The 18,297-nt window shown below is 43.7% G+C and carries 8 protein-coding genes and 1 pseudogene; 2 read left to right on the top strand and 7 right to left on the bottom strand.

From position 1 onward, the window contains the following. Positions 1 to 3: 3 nt before the first annotated feature. The 4 genes from GTQ43_RS08060 to GTQ43_RS08045 form a co-directional block, all read right to left on the bottom strand. Positions 4 to 1,284: an ABC transporter permease gene (locus GTQ43_RS08060; RefSeq protein WP_414859093.1), complete on the bottom strand. Its 1,281-nt coding sequence runs from the start codon at positions 1,282 to 1,284 to the stop codon at positions 4 to 6. Between the two features lie 154 nt (positions 1,285 to 1,438). Next, complete coding sequence (locus GTQ43_RS08055; protein WP_265272139.1) at positions 1,439 to 3,019, bottom strand: efflux RND transporter periplasmic adaptor subunit; 1,581 nt, start codon at positions 3,017 to 3,019, stop codon at positions 1,439 to 1,441. Positions 3,020 to 3,121: 102 nt separating this feature from the next. Next, entirely contained in the window at positions 3,122 to 3,673 is a 552-nt protein-coding gene (locus tag GTQ43_RS08050; protein ID WP_265272138.1) for a hypothetical protein, read from the bottom strand. Positions 3,674 to 4,177: 504 nt separating this feature from the next. Further along, on the bottom strand, positions 4,178 to 4,816 hold the full coding sequence (locus GTQ43_RS08045; RefSeq protein WP_265272137.1) for a TetR/AcrR family transcriptional regulator: 639 nt from the start codon (positions 4,814 to 4,816) through the stop codon (positions 4,178 to 4,180). A gap of 144 nt (positions 4,817 to 4,960) precedes the next feature. Between GTQ43_RS08045 and GTQ43_RS08040 the strand changes: the two genes are divergently transcribed. Then, on the top strand, positions 4,961 to 5,848 hold the full coding sequence (locus GTQ43_RS08040) for a tetratricopeptide repeat protein (RefSeq protein WP_265272136.1): 888 nt from the start codon (positions 4,961 to 4,963) through the stop codon (positions 5,846 to 5,848). Positions 5,849 to 6,113: 265 nt separating this feature from the next. Here the strand turns inward: GTQ43_RS08040 and GTQ43_RS08035 are convergent, their stop codons facing one another. Beyond that, positions 6,114 to 6,521: a response regulator gene (locus GTQ43_RS08035; RefSeq protein WP_265272135.1), complete on the bottom strand. Its 408-nt coding sequence runs from the start codon at positions 6,519 to 6,521 to the stop codon at positions 6,114 to 6,116. Positions 6,522 to 6,847: 326 nt separating this feature from the next. On the opposite strand from GTQ43_RS08035, the gene gyrA reads away from it, so the two are divergent. Next, positions 6,848 to 9,361, top strand: coding sequence for a DNA gyrase subunit A (gyrA, locus tag GTQ43_RS08030; protein WP_265272134.1), 2,514 nt, complete (start codon positions 6,848 to 6,850; stop codon positions 9,359 to 9,361). 249 nt (positions 9,362 to 9,610) lie between these two features. On the opposite strand, the gene GTQ43_RS08025 is transcribed toward gyrA, so the two are convergent. Together GTQ43_RS08025 and GTQ43_RS08020 are read right to left on the bottom strand one after the other, a co-directional pair. Next, on the bottom strand, positions 9,611 to 14,326 hold the full coding sequence (locus GTQ43_RS08025) for an esterase-like activity of phytase family protein (protein WP_265272133.1): 4,716 nt from the start codon (positions 14,324 to 14,326) through the stop codon (positions 9,611 to 9,613). Between the two features lie 859 nt (positions 14,327 to 15,185). Beyond that, a pseudogene (locus GTQ43_RS08020) lies at positions 15,186 to 18,296 on the bottom strand (phytase); the annotation flags it as partial. Position 18,297: the final 1 nt, after the last annotated feature.

Genomic DNA, 18,297 nt, shown 5'->3' with positions numbered 1-18,297 from the left:
GTACTAGTCGCTTCTTAAAGCGTTGATTGGATCTAATTTAGATGCGTTACGTGCTGGAATCACCCCAGCGAGTAAGCCAACGCTTAACGAGAGTCCAAAGCCAGCAACGATTGACAAGAAAGAAATGATAAAGGGAAATTTGAAAACGCTTGCAGCTATAAAGGCTAATAAAATGCCAGTGGCCATCCCAATACCTCCACCAGCAATGGAAATCACGATCGCTTCGGCTAAAAATTGATTAAGTATGGCAGAATTGGTAGCTCCTACAGCTTTGCGAATCCCAATTTCCCGCGTCCGTTCAACCACGGAAACTAGCATAATGTTGGCAATCCCAATTCCACCAACCACTAAAGAAATTCCAGCGATCGCTACTAGCATGACTGTAAATAAACCAACAACACTAGTGAAGGTACTCACAATATCAGCTTGATTAGTCAACCGAAAATCATCGGCTTGTGGTGGATAAATATTGTGACGCAGCCGTAAAAGATTAGTAACTTGAAACTGAGCCGCTTCTAATTGTTCCTGATTAGCACCTTTAACTAAAATTCCATTTACAGAAACACCTACCAGAGCATTGTTACCAACAAGTCTCTTCGACATACTAGTTAGAGGAATAAAAACCTGGTCATCTCGATCCATTGGCCCCTGAGAACCTTTAGCTTCCATCACCCCAATTACTTGGTAAGCCTCTCCCTGAATGCGAATTTTCTCGCCGATAGGATTTACACCTTTTCCAAAAAGTGTGCTTTGGACTGTCGGGCCAAGAATAGCTACCTGTGCCACAGTATCTAGTTCTTCTTGAGTAAAATATCTCCCTTGCTGGGGGTGAGTATTTCTGACTTCTGGGTAATTCAAATCTGTGCCATAAATGGTTGTTGAAGTGTTCTGTCCTGCATATACAACTTGAGCGCTGCGTTGGAGATAAGCAGAAACCATCTGTGCTGATGGTGCTTGTGTAGCGATCGCCTTTGCATCTTCCCAGGTCAAGGTGCTGCTAGAACCTACCCCCTGACGGACATTCCCACTTCTTGCAGCCCCCGCTAAGATTTGGATCACATCTGTACCCAATGCTTGGATCTGTTGCTCAACCCCCTTTTGCACTCCCTGACCGACAGAAGTAATGGCAATGACTGAAGAAATCCCAATAATTACGCCCAGCATAGTTAAACCTGTGCGTAATTTGTTACTCCACAGAGTCTCTGCCGCCATTGTCAAGATTTCCAGCAACGGTACTGTGCGGGTCTTCTTAGCTTTATAAAAGCCCTTAAATATCTTAAACATAAGCTTTTATTTAAAACTCATCTCTTCCTTCTCTTCCTTTGTGTCCTACCTCTGCGGAAAGCCACTCTGCATCTATGCGTCCTTCTCTACGAGACGCTGTGCGATTACGGTACCCTGCGGGAAGCCGAAGCGTCTACGTTAAAAATAAAATTCACTAAGAGGAACCACCGCCTGAACGACCACCGCCACCACCGCCTGAACGACTGCCACCACCGGCTCCCCCGCCTCCTCCTAGACCAGGGAAAACTCCTCCTCGTGGTGTTGATTGCGGACGCGATCCTGGTGGGAAACTGAGTAATACTCTCTCGTCTCCTGTCAATCCAGATTTAACTTCGGTAAAGTTATTCGCGGTAACACCAGTCTCAATACGAGTAAAAACAGGTTTGCTATCTGCTCCAGCCACATACACACCTGTGGCATTTTCTTGGCGCACTACCGACGCGGTTGGAACTACTAAAGCATTTTCAACTTGACCGACTTGAAAATCTGCTTCCGCATTCATCCCAGACCGCAGTAGTCTTTGAGGGTCTGAAAGTGATACTCTCACTTCAAAACTGGTAACATTTTGTTCTACTACTGCTTGGGCAGCGATTTGGCTGACTTTACCTTCAAAAGTTTTTCCTGGGTAGGCATCTGCTGTAATCGAAACTTCTTGACCAAGGCGGATTTTGGAAATATTTGTTTCCGCTAAATTTGCGACAACTTCATTTGTTGAAGCTAGAGACAAGATAGAAGAAGAAGAAGAAGAAGCTACATCACTACTAGCAGTTGTGGGTGTCACGAAAGCGCCAGGATCGGCATACTTCTTTGTCACTACACCATCAAAAGGGGCACGAATAATCGTGTCATTGATTTCGGCTTGGATGTTTTGCAGTGAACCACGAGCAGATGTTACTTGGGCGCGGGCGGCGTTAATATCTTCTTGGCGCGTTCCGGCTTTCAAAAGTGCTAAAGCTTGCTGTCTCTGCTTCACCACAGCTATTGCTTGCTTGATGTCTTCTGGACGTGACCCGGCTTTTTGTAACCCTAATGCTTGCTGTGCTTCATTTACACTAGCTTGGGCGCTGTCGCGAGTAGCACGTTTTTGGTTAAGAGTCTGAAGGGAAATACCACCTGCGTTATAAAGCTGTTGATTACGAACCAAATCATCTTCTGCTTGGCGAAGGGTGGCTTGAGCGCTTTGCAAACGTGCCTGTGCTTGGCCAATATCTTGAGAGCGATTCCCTGCTTGTGCCTTTTGCAGATTTGCTTCGGCTTCGTCTAACGATCCCTGTGCTTGAGCAATATCTTGAGGGCGATTCCCGGCGATCGCTTTTTGCAAATTCGCCTCGGCTTGTGCCAATTGTCCTTGAGCAGAGACTAGTTGCCCCCGCAGGTTGGAATCATCCATGTAAGCTACAATCTGTCCTTGTTTAACAAGATCCCCTTCCTTCGCCAACAGACTTTTCAGGATGCCTGAATTTTTCGGACTGAGGTTGATTGACCGCTCAGGCTTCACTGTTCCGTTCGCTGAAACTGCGATCGTTAAACTCTGTCTTTGTACGGGTTTTGTCAGCACCCGACGGCTGGCTTGTTGCTGGGAAACAACAGCGACTTGATAATAAATTGCATAGCCAATTCCACCCAAAAGGCAAAAAGCAATTAGCCAAGACAGCCAATTAGGTCTGCCCTTTTTTTTCTTGACCTCTGGAAGCGAAACTGATGAATCTACGGTATTTGGTGTATCAACTTTCATGTCCATTGTGTCTAAAAAGAATGGCTACCAAGCTGGTTGTTTATGGCTAAAACTATAGCCTGGTAGTCTTTATACTGACAATTGTTTGGAGTTAAGAGTGTTTTAAAGGTTTATTTGCAGTACCAGTCCACTAGGAAGTCTGAAATAATCATCATGCACTCTAATTAATCTTCCAGCAGGAACAATTTCCTGACTGGGAAGAAGAACATCTCCGTTGGGAAGTCTGTAGTAACCTTGATTACGCAGTCTGGCTATGGATCTAGCAGGAATAATTTGCCCATTAGGATATCTAATGTCACCATTACGAAGTCTGACTACTCTGTTTTGGTTGTTACGGTTCCAGTTATCCCGATCTCTAGAGTTTCTGGATTCTCCAGAGTTGCTTCTGCCGTCGCGGTTCCAATTATCCCGATCTCCAGAGTTGCTTCTGCTATCGCGGTTCCAATTATTCCGATCTCCAGAGTTGCTTCTGCCGTCGCGGTTCCAATTATTCCGATCTCCAGAGTTCTGATTGCTGTCACGATCCCAATCTCGATCGTTTTGAGCAACAACGTAGGCTTTTGTCTGGGCACTTGCAGGAGCAGTCAAAAGAGTGGGAATAATCATCAGGGCAGCAGCACCTAAGACTATCGATATTCGGTTTGGTTTCAACATGGAATTAAATCCTTATTTAGATTAAAGTTCTATTTGGCTTAGGGTTGGATTAAGCAATCTTTAGACAGTTACTTTTGTTTTGGTGTCAATGTGTTTAATATTTACCTCATCGTATAAATTCATACATAATAATTATCGTTCAAAAATTTGAAACCAATGTATGACAAAAGTCATTAGTAATTCCAGACTGATATATGACCAAGGTCATAAGTTTTTTTAATGGGGAGTAGACAGTGGAAAATGAGGGAGATCGAGAAGAAGAATTAATGCCAAATTTGTTTAAGAGTACTCAAAGTAAAAAAATGCCCAATTGTCATTGCGAGCGAAGCAATCCCAAGGGCTGTGATTGCTTCACTTCTCTACGAGACTCTTCGCGAACGCTCGCAATGACCGAAAACGAAAAGGATACAGAGCAACTAAATTTATTTATAGGGATCATTAATTTTGAATTTTGAATTTTGAATTCGGAGCAAAGCGACGTGACGGGTTTTGGATCACTCTAATTTAATCCTGAATTGGTGAAATTCCTGGCCAAATAATATCTACAAGACTCTGGATAAATGCTGATACTTCTGTAGCTCGATCTTGAGAATTTAAGTAAGTTTCTATTGGTAAATTAGCAGTTGCTATCCTGACTTGAGACGAAATTTGCTCTAAGAAAACGTAGTTCATTAGCGACCCTAGTAAAATATGAGCCACTGTATGGGGATCGCAAGGGCGAAGCCGATTTTGGTTTATTTCATCCTCTAGGAAAGCCTTCAGTGCTTTGAAATCTCGTATGGGCCCTGGTTCTTTCCCTCCAAGTTCTGGAAACGCATTACCACGCGATCGCAGCATCACGATCTGAGGCAGCACCTCGCTATAAAATTCCATAATCTGGAGGCAAATATTAATGAGGTTTTCTTTGAGATTGCCTTTGCAACTAAGAGATTCCAACTCGCTCACCCACAGGGGTTTTTCTGGAATTCCCATTGCTGCAAAAAATAATTCTTCCTTGGTTGAAAATCGCTTGAAAATTGAAGCTTCAGAAATACCTGCCTGTTGAGCAATCTCTAAGGTTGAAGCACCAAATCCTTGTTGCAGGAAAACTTGACGAGCCGCTTCTAAGATTTGTTGATTGGTGATTCTGGGTATACGAGCCATAAATAAGTAAGTTATTACTTATTAATTTATGGTCTTTGTGATGGGATGTCAATAGCTAATGACAGAAGATTTTACTGCCGTCTAGAGCGGAGATCGTTTAAGCTAGCTGAAAGATTCTTTGATTAGTGGCTTAAAGGCGGTAGTGTGCCTAAATATGTTCGTTTGATTTCTCTTTTGATGATCTGTAGTTTATGGAGTATGCCAAAAGCCGCTAACGCGCAGGCATTAATACCCCATACACTACAACTAGATGCGACCAAGTTAGAAAAGCAGGGATTGAGTTTAGCACAAGAGGCGGCTCAACTAGCTCAGTTTCAACAGATTGACTTAGCATTGCCACGAGCGCGCCTGGCTAGTCAACTGGCTCCGAAGAATGATAAGGTGTGGTTGCTCTTGGGTGGATTGCAACTGCAAACCAAAGAGTATGACGGGGCGATCGCTAGCCTGAAAAAAGCGCAATCTATCAACCCGAAAAATGGTGATATTTTGTTTGCTTTGGGTTCAGCCAATTTTCAGCAGAAAAATTACCAGGCTGCTGTTGTCAATTATCAAGATGGTTTGAAGTTAAAACCCAACGATCCAGAGGGTTTATTTGATTTGGGTAATGCTTACTATTTGCTGGGTCGATTGCCAGATGCGATCGCACAGTACGATAAAGCTGTCTCTCAAGATAAAAAATTCTGGCCGGCGCTTAACAACATTGGCTTAATCAACTATGAACAGGGTAATACACCCGAAGCAATTAAGCGATGGCAATCTGCTGTCAGCCTTGATAAGCAAGCCGCAGAACCTTTGTTAGCTTTGGCAGTGGCACTCTATACTAAAGGCGATCGCCAACAAGGACTAAGCTTGGGAGAAGCCGCACTCCGCATCGATCAGCGCTATGCTAGTTTGAATTTTCTCAAAGAAAACCTCTGGGGCGATCGCCTACTGTCTGATACGAAAAAATTCCTAGAATTACCTCGTATTCAAGCAGCCCTACAGCAACGAGAAAACTCATCATCAGCCCCTGAAAAACAGCCTACGCAATAGGAGTGCTGAGTGCTGAGTTGGGAGTTAAATATTGAAATTCAGCACTCAGCACTCATAACTTTCCTATTACCACTTGCTTAATACCACCTTTTCATAGTACATATATACTTACCAAATAGAGGTAATAGTCGCCCAAAAACATTTTTGGGCGACTATTAATGAGATACAGCAGTTTGCAAGTTAATGAGGTATACCTTTTCAACTCAATAGCCAGATGTAGAATTAATTTTACTCATGACTCCTGAATTCTGCTGTCAATGGTCAATTATGATTGGTCGTCTGGGGGTAGAAGTGCGATGATTTGGTCAACAAACTGTTGATGGTCAACAACTGGCTTAGAAATGTAGCCATCAGCGCCGCTTTGCTTGAGAAAATTCTCGCGATCGCCTTCCATAGCATGTGCTGTCACCAAAATAATAGGTAAGTTTGCTGTTTTTGGATCGGATTTCAACATTTGTGTAATCTTGATTCCATCAACAGATTTACCTTGGTAAACACTTCTAGACAGAGAAACATCCATCAAAATCAGGTCGGCTTCTCCTGATTGGGCAATTTTTATTACTTCTTCAACATTTTCAGTATGTTTCACTCCCAAGCCACCGCGCTTGGACAAAATCTTGGAAAAAACGCGAGCATTAATTAGATCGTCTTCGACAATTAAAACAGTTTTCATGAGAATTTAAGTAATAGAGGTAGATGTAAGGAGATTAGGCAATTCAAAATTAAAAATGAGAGAATGCAGTCATGGCAAGTATCCTGGCTATGAAGTGTATACAAATTAATTGTGCAGCAGATTATCATTCCATTAAAACAGTTACTTGCTATCTGTTTCCTTTTTAATAGTGCATGTACATCTTTGTCATCAAGGATGATACTACTGCTTTTTCTTCTATGACTATCAATATTTTGTTAGGAATCCCATTTCATCCGTTATGCTGTGGTTGCTGCAATATTGAGTTCCGCCGGCTTTTGTGTAGTTAAATTTCAGGGAAAAAACTCATGGCAAAACAGTTAAACCTTCTCTCAACGGGACAGGTAATTCCAACAGCCCTGCATACCGAGATGCAACGGTCTTATCTCGAATATGCCATGAGCGTGATTGTCGGGCGAGCGCTACCAGACGTGCGTGATGGCTTAAAACCAGTGCATCGCCGCATTTTGTATGCAATGCACGAACTCGGTTTAGTACCAGATAGACCTTATCGAAAATGTGCCCGTGTAGTGGGTGATGTGTTGGGTAAATACCATCCTCACGGCGACCAATCAGTTTACGATGCCTTAGTTAGGCTGGTGCAAGATTTTTCTAGCCGCTATCCCTTGCTAGCCGGACATGGTAACTTTGGTAGCGTCGATAATGACCCACCGGCGGCGATGCGTTACACAGAAACGCGCCTCGCACCCATCAGCCATGAGGGAATGCTGACAGAAATCGGCGAAGAAACGGTGGAATTTGTCGGGAACTTCGATAATTCTCAGCAAGAACCAACGGTTTTACCCGCTCAATTGCCCTTTCTGTTGCTCAATGGCTGTTCTGGGATCGCTGTGGGAATGGCGACAAATGTCCCACCGCACAACTTGGGGGAAATTGTGGATGGGTTAATCGCTTTAATCGACAACCCAGATTTGGCAGATGAAAAGTTATTCGAGCTAATTCCAGGGCCAGACTTTCCCACTGGTGGAGAAATAATTGGTGAGACGGGAATTCGGGAAGCATACACCACAGGTAAAGGTGGGATTCTGCTGCGGGGAGTTGCAACTCTGGAGGAAATTCCAGCCAGTAGGGGAAGCAAGCGACGGACGGCCATTATTATTACAGAATTGCCTTATCAAGTGAATAAGGCCGCCTGGATTGAGAAGGTAGCAGACTTAGTAAATCAAGGACGTTTGCAAGGGATTTCCGATCTTCGGGATGAGAGCGATCGCGAAGGGATGCGAGTGGTAATTGAACTCAAACGCGATACCAATCCTCAAGAAGTTCTCCAGCATTTGTATCACCAAACTGCTTTGCAAATGACCTTTGGGGCAATTCTGTTAGCGATCGTCAATGGACAACCCCGCCAGTTAAGTTTGCGTCAATTGTTGCAAGAGTTTTTGACTTTCCGGGAAGAGACGCTAAACCGTCGCTACAATTACGAGTTGGGGAAAGCTCAAAGTCGCGTGCATTTGGTGGAAGGTTTACTCAAAGCCCTATCTAATTTGGATCGGGTAATTGAAATTTTACGGCAAGCTCCCGATGGAAGTACGGCAAAAATAAATCTTTGTAGCCAACTAGATTTGAGTGAGGTACAAGGAGATGCAATTTTGGCGATGCCGTTGCGCCGCCTCACCAGTTTAGAACAGCAAAATTTGCAGCAAGAATTTGAGCAAGTTAGCGAACAAATTAGTTTGCTAGAACAATTACTCAACGATCGCCGCGAATTACTCAAGGCGCTGAAAAAAGAATTGCGATCGCTCAAGCGCAAGTACAGCGATCCCCGGCGGACAAAAATCGGAGAAGAACAAAAGTCTAAGGCAGAGGAACAGAGGAGCAGAGGAGCAGAGGAGGAAGAGGAAAATCTGAAATCTTCTGAACCAGCAGAGGAAGCAATTTTAGAATTTACCCAACGGGGTTATGTCCGTCGCAGCCAACCATCTGGCAGAAAGTCAAAAGCTGAAAATGGTTTGCATGATAATGACTTCATTATCCAAACCGTGTTGACTGACACCCAAAAAGACTTGCTAATCCTAACCGGTGGCGGCAAAGTCTATCCTGTGAATGTGGGAGAAATCCCGCCAACTACTGGGCGTTCTCCACGGGGAAAACCTTTGATTACAATGCTTAGTAATACTGCTCAAGGCGCTCAAGAAGCTGTGGTCAGCCGCTTTGTACTACCAGACAATCTCGAAACTCAGCAGATGATTCTCTTAACAAAACAGGGAAGAATTAAGCGTCTGTCTCTGGGAGAATTCACAAACTTAACGCGGCGCGGAATTACGATTTTGAAGCTCAAAGACGATGATGAATTGTCATTTACCCAATTCACCACCCCAGGGGCGCATCTGATTTTAGCTAGTTCCGGTGGGCGAGTGTTGCGCTTTGCAGCCAATGATGAACAATTACCCGTTATGGGTCGCGCAGCAATGGGTTTACAAGCATTCCGACTATTGAGAAATCAGCAAATGGTTGGCTGTGTCACTGTTGGTAAAGATGACCAACTGCTGCTAGTTACTCAAGAAGGATATGCCAAGCGGATGGCTGCAAGTCAGTTAAGAGCGGCTAATCGCGGCGATTTGGGGACGCAAGCGATGAAATTTGCCAGCAAAACTGATAATTTAGCTGGTATGGTCATTGCGATGTCTACGGCGGGCTACGCCAACGCATCTGGCGAGGTAGCTTTAGTGACGAATAAAGAACGGGTGGTACGAATACCTGTGGAAACCGTGCCGATTTTAGGTAGAGATGTCAAAGGTGAAAGCATCATCCAACTCAACCGCGATGAAAAAATTATCACCGTGGCTGAAGTGCGATCGTAAACTGGATTTAGATCCCCGACTTCTTGAAGAAGTCGGGGATCTGGGCAGCTTACTTAAAGAGTAAAGCCTTAACTTAAGCTTATCGGGTTTTGTTTGTATAGATGCGGTTTCTAACTTTGATTTCACTAGTGTAGGGTGGGCATTCAAATGCCCACCCTACAATAACAAGCTATTTGCTGTAGTCTACGCAATTGAAACAACGGTTTTCAACTGGATAGTTATTTCCACCAGGCTGCACTAAGCAATAAACTAAGCCACGACGCTAGCAGAAAAAACGAAGTCATTGACAGTCAGGCTGGTTGAGGTAATTCCTAGCAATGAAACCAACTCTGTATTTCCAGTTTTTACGATAGTGTCACTACCTTGTTGCAACAGTGCTAAATTACTAAACTGAGTGATACCAATACCGCCCAGCCCAATTTTATCAATCCCGATCGCAAAATCAGTAATGATGTTCTTGCTAGCTGGCAAACTGGCGTTAGCAATCCAAAACTGGTCAGCACCAGCACCACCACTCAGGCGATTATCACCTTGTTGACCTGCAAATAAGATGTCATCACCATCGCCACCCGATAGGGAGTCATTGACACTGGAGAAGAGTTTATCATCCCCAGAACCACCATATAGACGGTTATTGCTGCCGTTACTTTTGAGGGTGTCGTTACCGGAACCACCAAAGGATGATTGACGAGAACCTTCAACTATTGTCAGAGTATCGTTACCTGCACCTCCGAATAAACTATTACTACCAGTAGCTTCAACTACGGTAATTTGGTCATCGCAATTGCCACCATCGACGGTCGTATTTTGAACAGCACCATTTTGACCAACAAAGATACTATCATCGCCGTCCCCTGTGGATACTGAAGAGTCACTACCCACAAGCACCGTGTCATCACCGTTCCCAGTTTGGATTGTGTTACCTGTAGTACCTTCTACAAAGTCTGCTCCGTCACCTGTGAATAAGGTTTGATTTGGCCCAACCGTAATATCATCGCTGGTAGTGGAGCCAAAGTTAATTTCTTCGGCTTGAGGTTGACCTAAACCAGGAGCAAGGTTAAGGGGCTTCTCCAACTTCAGTAGAAGAATTTCGTTGTTGTCTATGACTGGATTTTGAGGGTCATTCCCAGGACGACCTGTTGAGAACGGATAATTGTTGTCATTAGCTACCAAAATGGTGTTTTTGTCAACAACTAAAACATTTTCAATGGTTTGAAATGGGAAGTCAAAGGTGGTTTTGCCATCTCCATTCAGGTCTTTGGGGTCTTGGATATTTAACAAGTCTGCAACTTCTTCTTTAGCTACATAGCCATTAGAATCTGTCTTAGACAAGTCTATTTTGTAGATTCGTTTAAATTTAGCCGCAGCCCCTTGATTGTTATCCCGTTCAATGACTAGGTACTCATTATCATTAATAACTGTTAAGTCACCGATGGAATTTGATGGATTATCCAATCTGTAGTAGCGTAGTTGATCGCTGTATTTGTGGCTAGCTAAATCAAATTCGTTAATCCGCAAAGCACCAGGAGTATCGCCTTGAACTGTACCTTCTAGTAGGAGATACAGCTTGGTTTTGCTGGCGTTAATTGCTCCACCTTCAAAACCTTTGGAACTACCCAAATTAGCAAAGGCATCTCCTGAGAGGACATCAGGGTTTTGTGGCGATCGCACTACATTATACTGAGGATCGTCTCTGAGTTTATCCCGCACTTGATCCGCAATATCTGGGAAATCTGAGAAGAGTGCATCTACACCTAATTGATAGAACTGCTGAATTTCTAGTGCTAGCTGTCCTTTATAATCTGCCGCTAAATACTGATCTTCCGCACGGAAGGTATAGGGGTGAACCTGTAAACCTGCGTTATGAGCATCTTGAATTAAGGTTGAAGGAGGTAATGTTGTCTTGTCAGCATCATTGACTACTCCATCCCCATTGACATCATCGGCTTTGCCATCACCATTAGCATCAGTACCTTTGACGCTCACAATCATCCGCTTCCAAGGGCCAATACCATCAGCATAGGTGGCAACTTCCGCTAAACCTTCTGGAGTTCGTAAGTCGCCGTATGTGCGAGTGTCACCACTGACTTTCAAATCATAAGGCTGACTCTCGACGATCTTGCCGTTGATGTCAATGTCACTGGCATCTAAAAGTTGGATTAGTGGGATATCTACCCCTGCCGCTGGCATGATGGTATCATGCAGTTCTTTGAGATTACTCACTTCAAAGGACTGGATGAAGATTCGACTGGGGTCAGTGAAGTTATTTGCCTTGAGGGTATCAATTAGTAGCTGGCTGATGTTTCTGTTGATTTTGTCCGTGGTGCCTACATAAGTAGCTTCATCAGCAAAATAGGTTGGATGCTTGGTTTCAGGATAGATACCAATCTTTTTACCTGTGTCGGCTTCTACTTGCTTAACTAAATTGATGATTTCCGTGAAGGTAGGAATCTCAAATTTATCGTCAAAAGAGTGATCTCGGAAAGGTAGACGTTCTTCTGCCCGTAAAGTCTTAATTTCAGCTAGGGTGAAATCTTCAGCAAACCAACCTGTAATTGTATTTCCATCTAAGCTTACTGTTTTGAGGCGAGAGGCAAACTCTGGATGCTTGTAAACATCTGTTGTCGTGTTAGTGTTGTCGATAACAAAGTTACCATTAGCATCAAGCAGTGGGTTCCCACTTTTGTCGGTTTTAACTACAGCTAAAGCTGGCTCATGGCGAGCAATTAGCACACCATCTTTTGTCACTACCAAGTCAGGCTCAATAAAGTCAGCACCGCGCTCAATTGCTTGCTTATAAGACTCTAAGGTGTGTTCTGGACGATAACCACTTGCGCCTCTGTGACCAATAACTTTAGGTGCTTCTCCATCTAGAGTCTTGAATTTGTCAGGTGTCGCAATGGGAGCTTCTAATAACTTACCAGTGGCATCAAAATGTAACAGGTAAGGGCCAAACTCATCTCCAACCCAGATTGTACCGTCTTTATCAAAGACGAATGACTCTACATCGAAGTCTGCACCAGTTAGTAATCTTCCAGTAGTTCCCTCATTCACAATTTGGAAAGGAACTTTGTTGTTCGGGTCGGATAGTTGAATGTAGTCTAAGACTTTAACACTACCATCCCCATTTTCTGCTCCCTTAAAATTCGGGTCTAGGCGATTGATTCGCAGTAGAAAATCTGCACTATTATCTTTGCTACCGTAGCCATTATCTGACAGGAAGTACAAAGAGTTGCTGTTAGCAAATTGCACACCACTGAAGCCTTGAATTGGCTGTCCTGGAAAAGGCCCGGTTCTGCCATTAGCTGAAACATCTGCACCAGAAGGCGGCCCATCACTAAAGGTATCAGCAGGTAAGGAGGCAAAGCCGACTAACTCAACTTTGGGTACAGGTGTTGCAATTAACAACTGTCCACCTTCTGCATGATTACCGTTGAGAATATTCTGGTCTGGCGCACCTACTACATTGTTTTTTACAGTGTGAGCCTGGACATCAAACAAGTAAGCACCGCTACCGGGCAATGATTCGGAGGGAATTTCAATAATGCCAGAACTTTCCCACTCTCCTTTGGCATCAGGGTTATTGTACACGGTACCAGCAGCATTTTCATTTAAAGCAAAGACACGAGCGATCGCTTTGGTGGTAGGGTCGAAAGACCAAATAGAAGCTTCTCGGTTTTCTGCTTTCATCACATCTCCACCAAAGGAGGTTTGATCTTCTTGAAGCAAGATTTTGCCAGACTTATCAACTGTGATGTTGTCATAGCTGACACCTTTACCAGGGCCACCTGTTAACAACAGTTCAAAGTCACCGATCCCGGCTGTGGGGTTGGAGGTATTTAATTTAAAGCGGTAGAGTCTGCCATAGGGGTCTTCTGCTTCGGCAGGATTATCAGTTACTCCGGCTGCTGTTCCCTGACCTTGTTTGTTTTTAGTGCCTGTGGTGACAAAATAGAAGGTTCCAGGATTATTCGGGTCTTCGGTAAAATCTTCAATGCGCTGGAAGCTGGTGGAATTGCTGGCAGAATTCACGAAGGCTGTGAGATCAGTACCATCTATTTTTGCTGTGCCATCTGCATTGAAGATGACTGATTTATCAACCTTTGTCCAGGTTGCAGCTTTTTGAATACCTTCACTAACTTGACCCTCGAATTCTGCACCATCAACTTTCAAAACGTATAAATCTCCGTTTTTAAAGCCATTGGGGTCATCTGCGGTTTGTTGACCCACCCACATATACAGTTCGCCGTCATCATTATCTTCTGATACAAACAGCACTGTTTGATCGGAGTTCTCTGCCCGATATTGGGAAGCCGCAACTACGTTTTCTTTTCTGTAGCGACCTAAGCCGTCAAGTGCTTGGGCTGTGCCATCTGGGGTTACAGCCCAACCCCGACTTTTATCACTACCTTCTTCGGGAGCAAAGTAGATGGGAATATCTGTACCATTGCCATCTACAAAGCCAGACTGGGCTAGGTAAGATGAGCAGAAGCGATCGAAAGCGTCAATGGAAGTTCCTAATGCATTGGTGTACTTACCAGTAGATGTATCTAATACATAAGTTCCAGTGCTATCTTTGATGGAATCAATCAGGTTCTTTCCACCGATTACTTTCCAGTTTTCATCAAACACAAAGAGCGAGACTCTGGCACCAGTAATTTTTTCACCAGGAAATGTACTGGAGATATCTGTTGTAACAGAGCTACCTAGCTCATGGTTCACCCATACATAGTTATAGATTTTACCAGCGATGGTTACTTGTTTAGCACCTGTACCATCGGGAATACCAGTAAAGGCATATTTTTGGGTGGCATCAACTTGAGGTGCTTCGTTTATATCAAATGTGTTGGTTAGTAAAGGTACTTCATCCCCTACAGTCAACAAAGGTACGATTTGTGTATTATCAGAATTATTGACTTTATCAACGTAAGCTGATGCTGTTGTTCTTCCGTTCTCAATTGCCATAATTAGAATTTTTTCTGGGTATTTGGATTGAGCTTTTTTGCTAGCTATTCAAGTTCTCTCATTACATTACTTGTGCGAAAAATATGTCATGTTTTTACTCTAGAAACCGAGTTATGGTGAGTTTCTGAGTCACAATAATATAGTTCGAGCAAGTCTGTTAAGTCCCCGAGAAGTTTTTTACAAAATTCCTATGTTCTCAGAGTGATTGAAAGCTTGAGTAATCTAGTTGAGATGTCAACTACTAATCTGCGTAAGTTGTGTAAGTTACTAAGAGTATCGAACACTTAGATGACAAAGTTAATCTCTCGATAGTTATGAGCTAACTTAGCTAGCACTATGTATAGTTTCATTAAAAGATTAAGAAAAGAATAAGTGAAACAGAATAAATGATTAAAATTCACTCAAACAATAAAGATAAAAGGCGAGGGAGCATTATTCCCCCGCCTGAAAAATCTATAGAGTTTAAGAGGTTGTTTGAACAGTTTTTTTTATACGCCTAAGCCTTGGAGATCCCCCTAAATCCCCCTTAAAAAGGGGGACTTTGATTCTTCCCTCTTTTTAAGGGGGGTTAGGGGGGATCAACTAGTGCCTAAAATCACACTTCACTACTTTTCAGACAACCTCTAAGAGTGTTCCAAAAAATAAATGATCCAAAACCCGTCATTGCGAACGCTCGCAGAGCGTCTCGTAGAGAAGCGAAGCAATCCCAAGGGCTGTGATTGCTTCGCTTCGCTCGCAATGACAATTGGGCATTTTTTTACTTGGAGTACTCTAACGAACTTTGTTGTTTAATTTCAAAAGCACTATCTGGAATGGCGCATTAGTAAGGCAACGCGCCACCAGATTAGAATCCACTTTCCTAAGCTACTACACCAGCAGAAAAAGTGAAATCATTTGCCGTTAGGCTAGTTGATGTAATTCCAACTAATGAAACTAACTCTGTATTTCCAATTTTCACTAGAGTATCACTGCCCTGTTGCAAGAGCGCGATCGCACTAAGTTGAGTTACGCCAACACCACCCAGCCCAATTTTGTCAATCCCGATCGCAAAATCAGTAATAATGTTCTTGCTAGCTGGCAGACTGGCGTTAGCAATCCAAAATTGGTCAGCACCACCACCACCACTGAGGCGATTACCTCCTCCTTGTCCGGCAAATAATACATCATCACCATCGCCGCCAAATAACGAGTCATTGACATTGGAGAAGAGTTTGTCATCACCAGAACCACCATACAGACGGTTATTGTTACCGTTGCTGGTGAGGGTGTCGTTACCTGAGCCACCGAAGGATAATTGGCGCGAACCTTCAACTACGGTAAGATTATCAGCACCGGCTGCGCCAAACAAATTATTAGTACCATTGGCTTCCACTACGGTAATTTCATCATTACCATTGCCACCATCAGCATTAGTATTTTCAGCCGGGCCATTTTGACCAACGATGATTTGATCCTTGCCGTCATTACCGGAAACTGAAGAGTCACTGCCTACGAGTACAGTGTCATCACCATTACCAGCCTGAATTGTGTTACCTTCAGTACCCTCGACAAAATCTGCTCCGTCACCTGTCAACAATGTTTGTCCTGGCTGAACTGTAATATTATCGCTGTTGGTAGAACCAAAACTGTTCAGAAAAGTAGGGTGTACACCTGTCAGGTTAACAGGATTACGGGGATCGTAACTTGTGGTGTCGATATTTGAAGCATTGGGTAAAACATTAGCAATATTCTCCCAAGGCACTAGCTTAAAGTTAGAGTTGACATTTTCGCCATCAACTATTTTAGCAGGTTCATTGGAGCCATCTTGAGTAACAAATAAACCAAATGGGAAGTTTGGCCCCAGTGGCACATTAATTACATCTGCACCATCTGACTCTTGTACGCTGTCAATTGAACCATTGTTACCAATGGCAAAATTACCCACGTATTCGTTGTTACCTTCACGGGTGTAGGCAACAAAGGTGCTATCGCCTTGGCTGGATGCTAGTAGGTAGCCTGTGCCATTTTTGCCGTAGTAAATGGTTAACCCTTCTGCGTCATCGGTGAGGTGAGAACCACCTTCAAAACGGACGCGATCGATCAGCTTACCTGTTGTGCCACTGTCCGGTTCTGCCTGGAATTTCCAGATACCTACATCTTCTTGGGCTATGTAAAGAAAACCGGTTTCTTGGTCAACTACCATCCCCTCTGTTTGGGGAGAACGGTCTGCTGCTGTGGGTGAGGGGATGGTGAACTCCCGTACCAGTTCTGCTCCAATTTTGCCATTACCTTCGTCAATTAGTTTGAACTGAGCAATATCTCCAGTTTGGCGGCGACTGGTGAAGACATAGTAATCATTGGTTATGGGGCTACGGTATAAGGTAAGTCCGTAAGAACTGCGAGTTGATGCAGAATAGGGAGGTTCAAAAGGCGATCCTTGGAAGATTGTACCAATATTGCTATCGGTGATATTTTCCAGGTATTGACCGGGGGTGGTGGGGTTAGGATTAATTTTAAAGATTGCTAGTTTATCATTTTGGCGATCGCTAGCTACGGCAATATCAATAGATTCACCGCCTAATTTAAAACCGTATTGCAGGTCAATGTTGTTGTAGCGAATCCCACCGGGATTAAGGGTTTGCAACAAATTACCAGATAAGTCATAAACCCGCAGTCCGGCATTTTTGACTGAGGTTAATACTAGGCTGTCGGCAGAATTTGTAGCATTAACATAAATGGCAGGGTCATCAGCATCAGCATTTTGATCTACAATAGGTAGTGCTGGATCTTCATCGTCAAATAAACTAGGATTAGTTTCTATTGTGGGCACAGCAGTAGGAACTAAGTCTGCACCCAGGGTAAGAATTTGAGTATATTGAGTGCTGCCAAAGTTGTTATCACTCACCAGCACAATCGACTGGCGACCATCTGCTAGTTTGGGGCCGAAGGTAAGACCTTCAATGTTATCTAATCCAGTCGGGTGATTTGCATCAGTGGGCAGATTGAGATCGGTTAAATTCAACAGCAGATGCTTTTGGGCGGGTTTAATAGCTGCTAGTTGTTCAGCACTCAAATTTTTGAGAGAATCATAGGAACTTATGTCTGTTGCACCTTGCAAAGAAACTTCGTAGATTTTGATGGTGTCACCTGCACCTTGAGCAAAGGAACGTTCTAAAGCTAGGAAAGTCCCACGATTATCGATCGCTAGTAAATCTGCCAAACCATTGTTACTTGAGCCTGTGCTAGGGTTGGGCGCTTCGGCGATCGCATCGGTGATGTAGAGATATTCTTTTTCTGGAAGTCCCGTAACTAAATTGTATTGCAGAATCCGGGAAGGACTACCACTGGTGAGCGAAGCCGTTAATCCATCTTGGAAAAGGGCGTTTTCAGTGGCGGTGAATAGGGTTTTCTGGTCGGGTGTGATGGTGAGGCTTTCAAATGCCAAATTATTATAAACGCCTGATGTCTGCGTATCTCCGGCATCTATAACACCGTCACCGTTAGTATCCTGAACTACTGGCAAGAATTTTGTCGGCACAAGTAGCGATTGCACTTCTTGCCCTGTGGTCAGCGAAAACTCTTTAATAAAGGGATTGCTAACACGGCCAGCAGTAGGATTAACTTCGCCCTCTGAAGAGATGAAGACTGTGCCTTTATTGGTTAAAGCAATGCCTTCAGGGTCGAGACTGTTTAGGGCAAAAAAGTTGCCACTGGTATCTTTTAGAGGAGTGACATTAGTAAAAGTCACCCCAGAATCGTCAGTGGTAAAGGTATAAAAACGGGCGGGTGCAACTTGAGAGCGATCGTCTGAGATAGCGTAGTAGCGGTTGTTAGCTGCATCGTAAGTAACACCAGACAATCCACCTAATGGAGTATAAATTCCATTTACAGTTCCCGCTGCACCAGCAGGAATAAAGCCAGTAACGAAGGTAGTCTGTGTTTCAAAATCTACATTAGGAATGGTTTTACCTGCTTCAGTTGGTTTAACTTGC

Origin of the sequence: Nostoc sp. KVJ3, from assembly GCF_026127265.1 — a bacterium.
GTDB lineage: Bacteria > Cyanobacteriota > Cyanobacteriia > Cyanobacteriales > Nostocaceae > Nostoc.
This window is presented reverse-complemented; position numbering and strand designations above follow the sequence as displayed.

Coding starts and splice junctions, on each gene's coding strand:
- GTQ43_RS08055 (WP_265272139.1), bottom strand. CDS start 3,019: ATGAAAGTTGATACACCAAATACCGTAGATTCATCAGTTTCGCTTCCA.
- GTQ43_RS08025 (WP_265272133.1), bottom strand. CDS start 14,326: ATGGCAATTGAGAACGGAAGAACAACAGCATCAGCTTACGTTGATAAA.
- GTQ43_RS08045 (WP_265272137.1), bottom strand. CDS start 4,816: ATGGCTCGTATACCCAGAATCACCAATCAACAAATCTTAGAAGCGGCT.
- GTQ43_RS08060 (WP_414859093.1), bottom strand. CDS start 1,284: ATGTTTAAGATATTTAAGGGCTTTTATAAAGCTAAGAAGACCCGCACA.
- GTQ43_RS08050 (WP_265272138.1), bottom strand. CDS start 3,673: ATGTTGAAACCAAACCGAATATCGATAGTCTTAGGTGCTGCTGCCCTG.
- GTQ43_RS08035 (WP_265272135.1), bottom strand. CDS start 6,521: ATGAAAACTGTTTTAATTGTCGAAGACGATCTAATTAATGCTCGCGTT.
- gyrA (WP_265272134.1), top strand. CDS start 6,848: ATGGCAAAACAGTTAAACCTTCTCTCAACGGGACAGGTAATTCCAACA.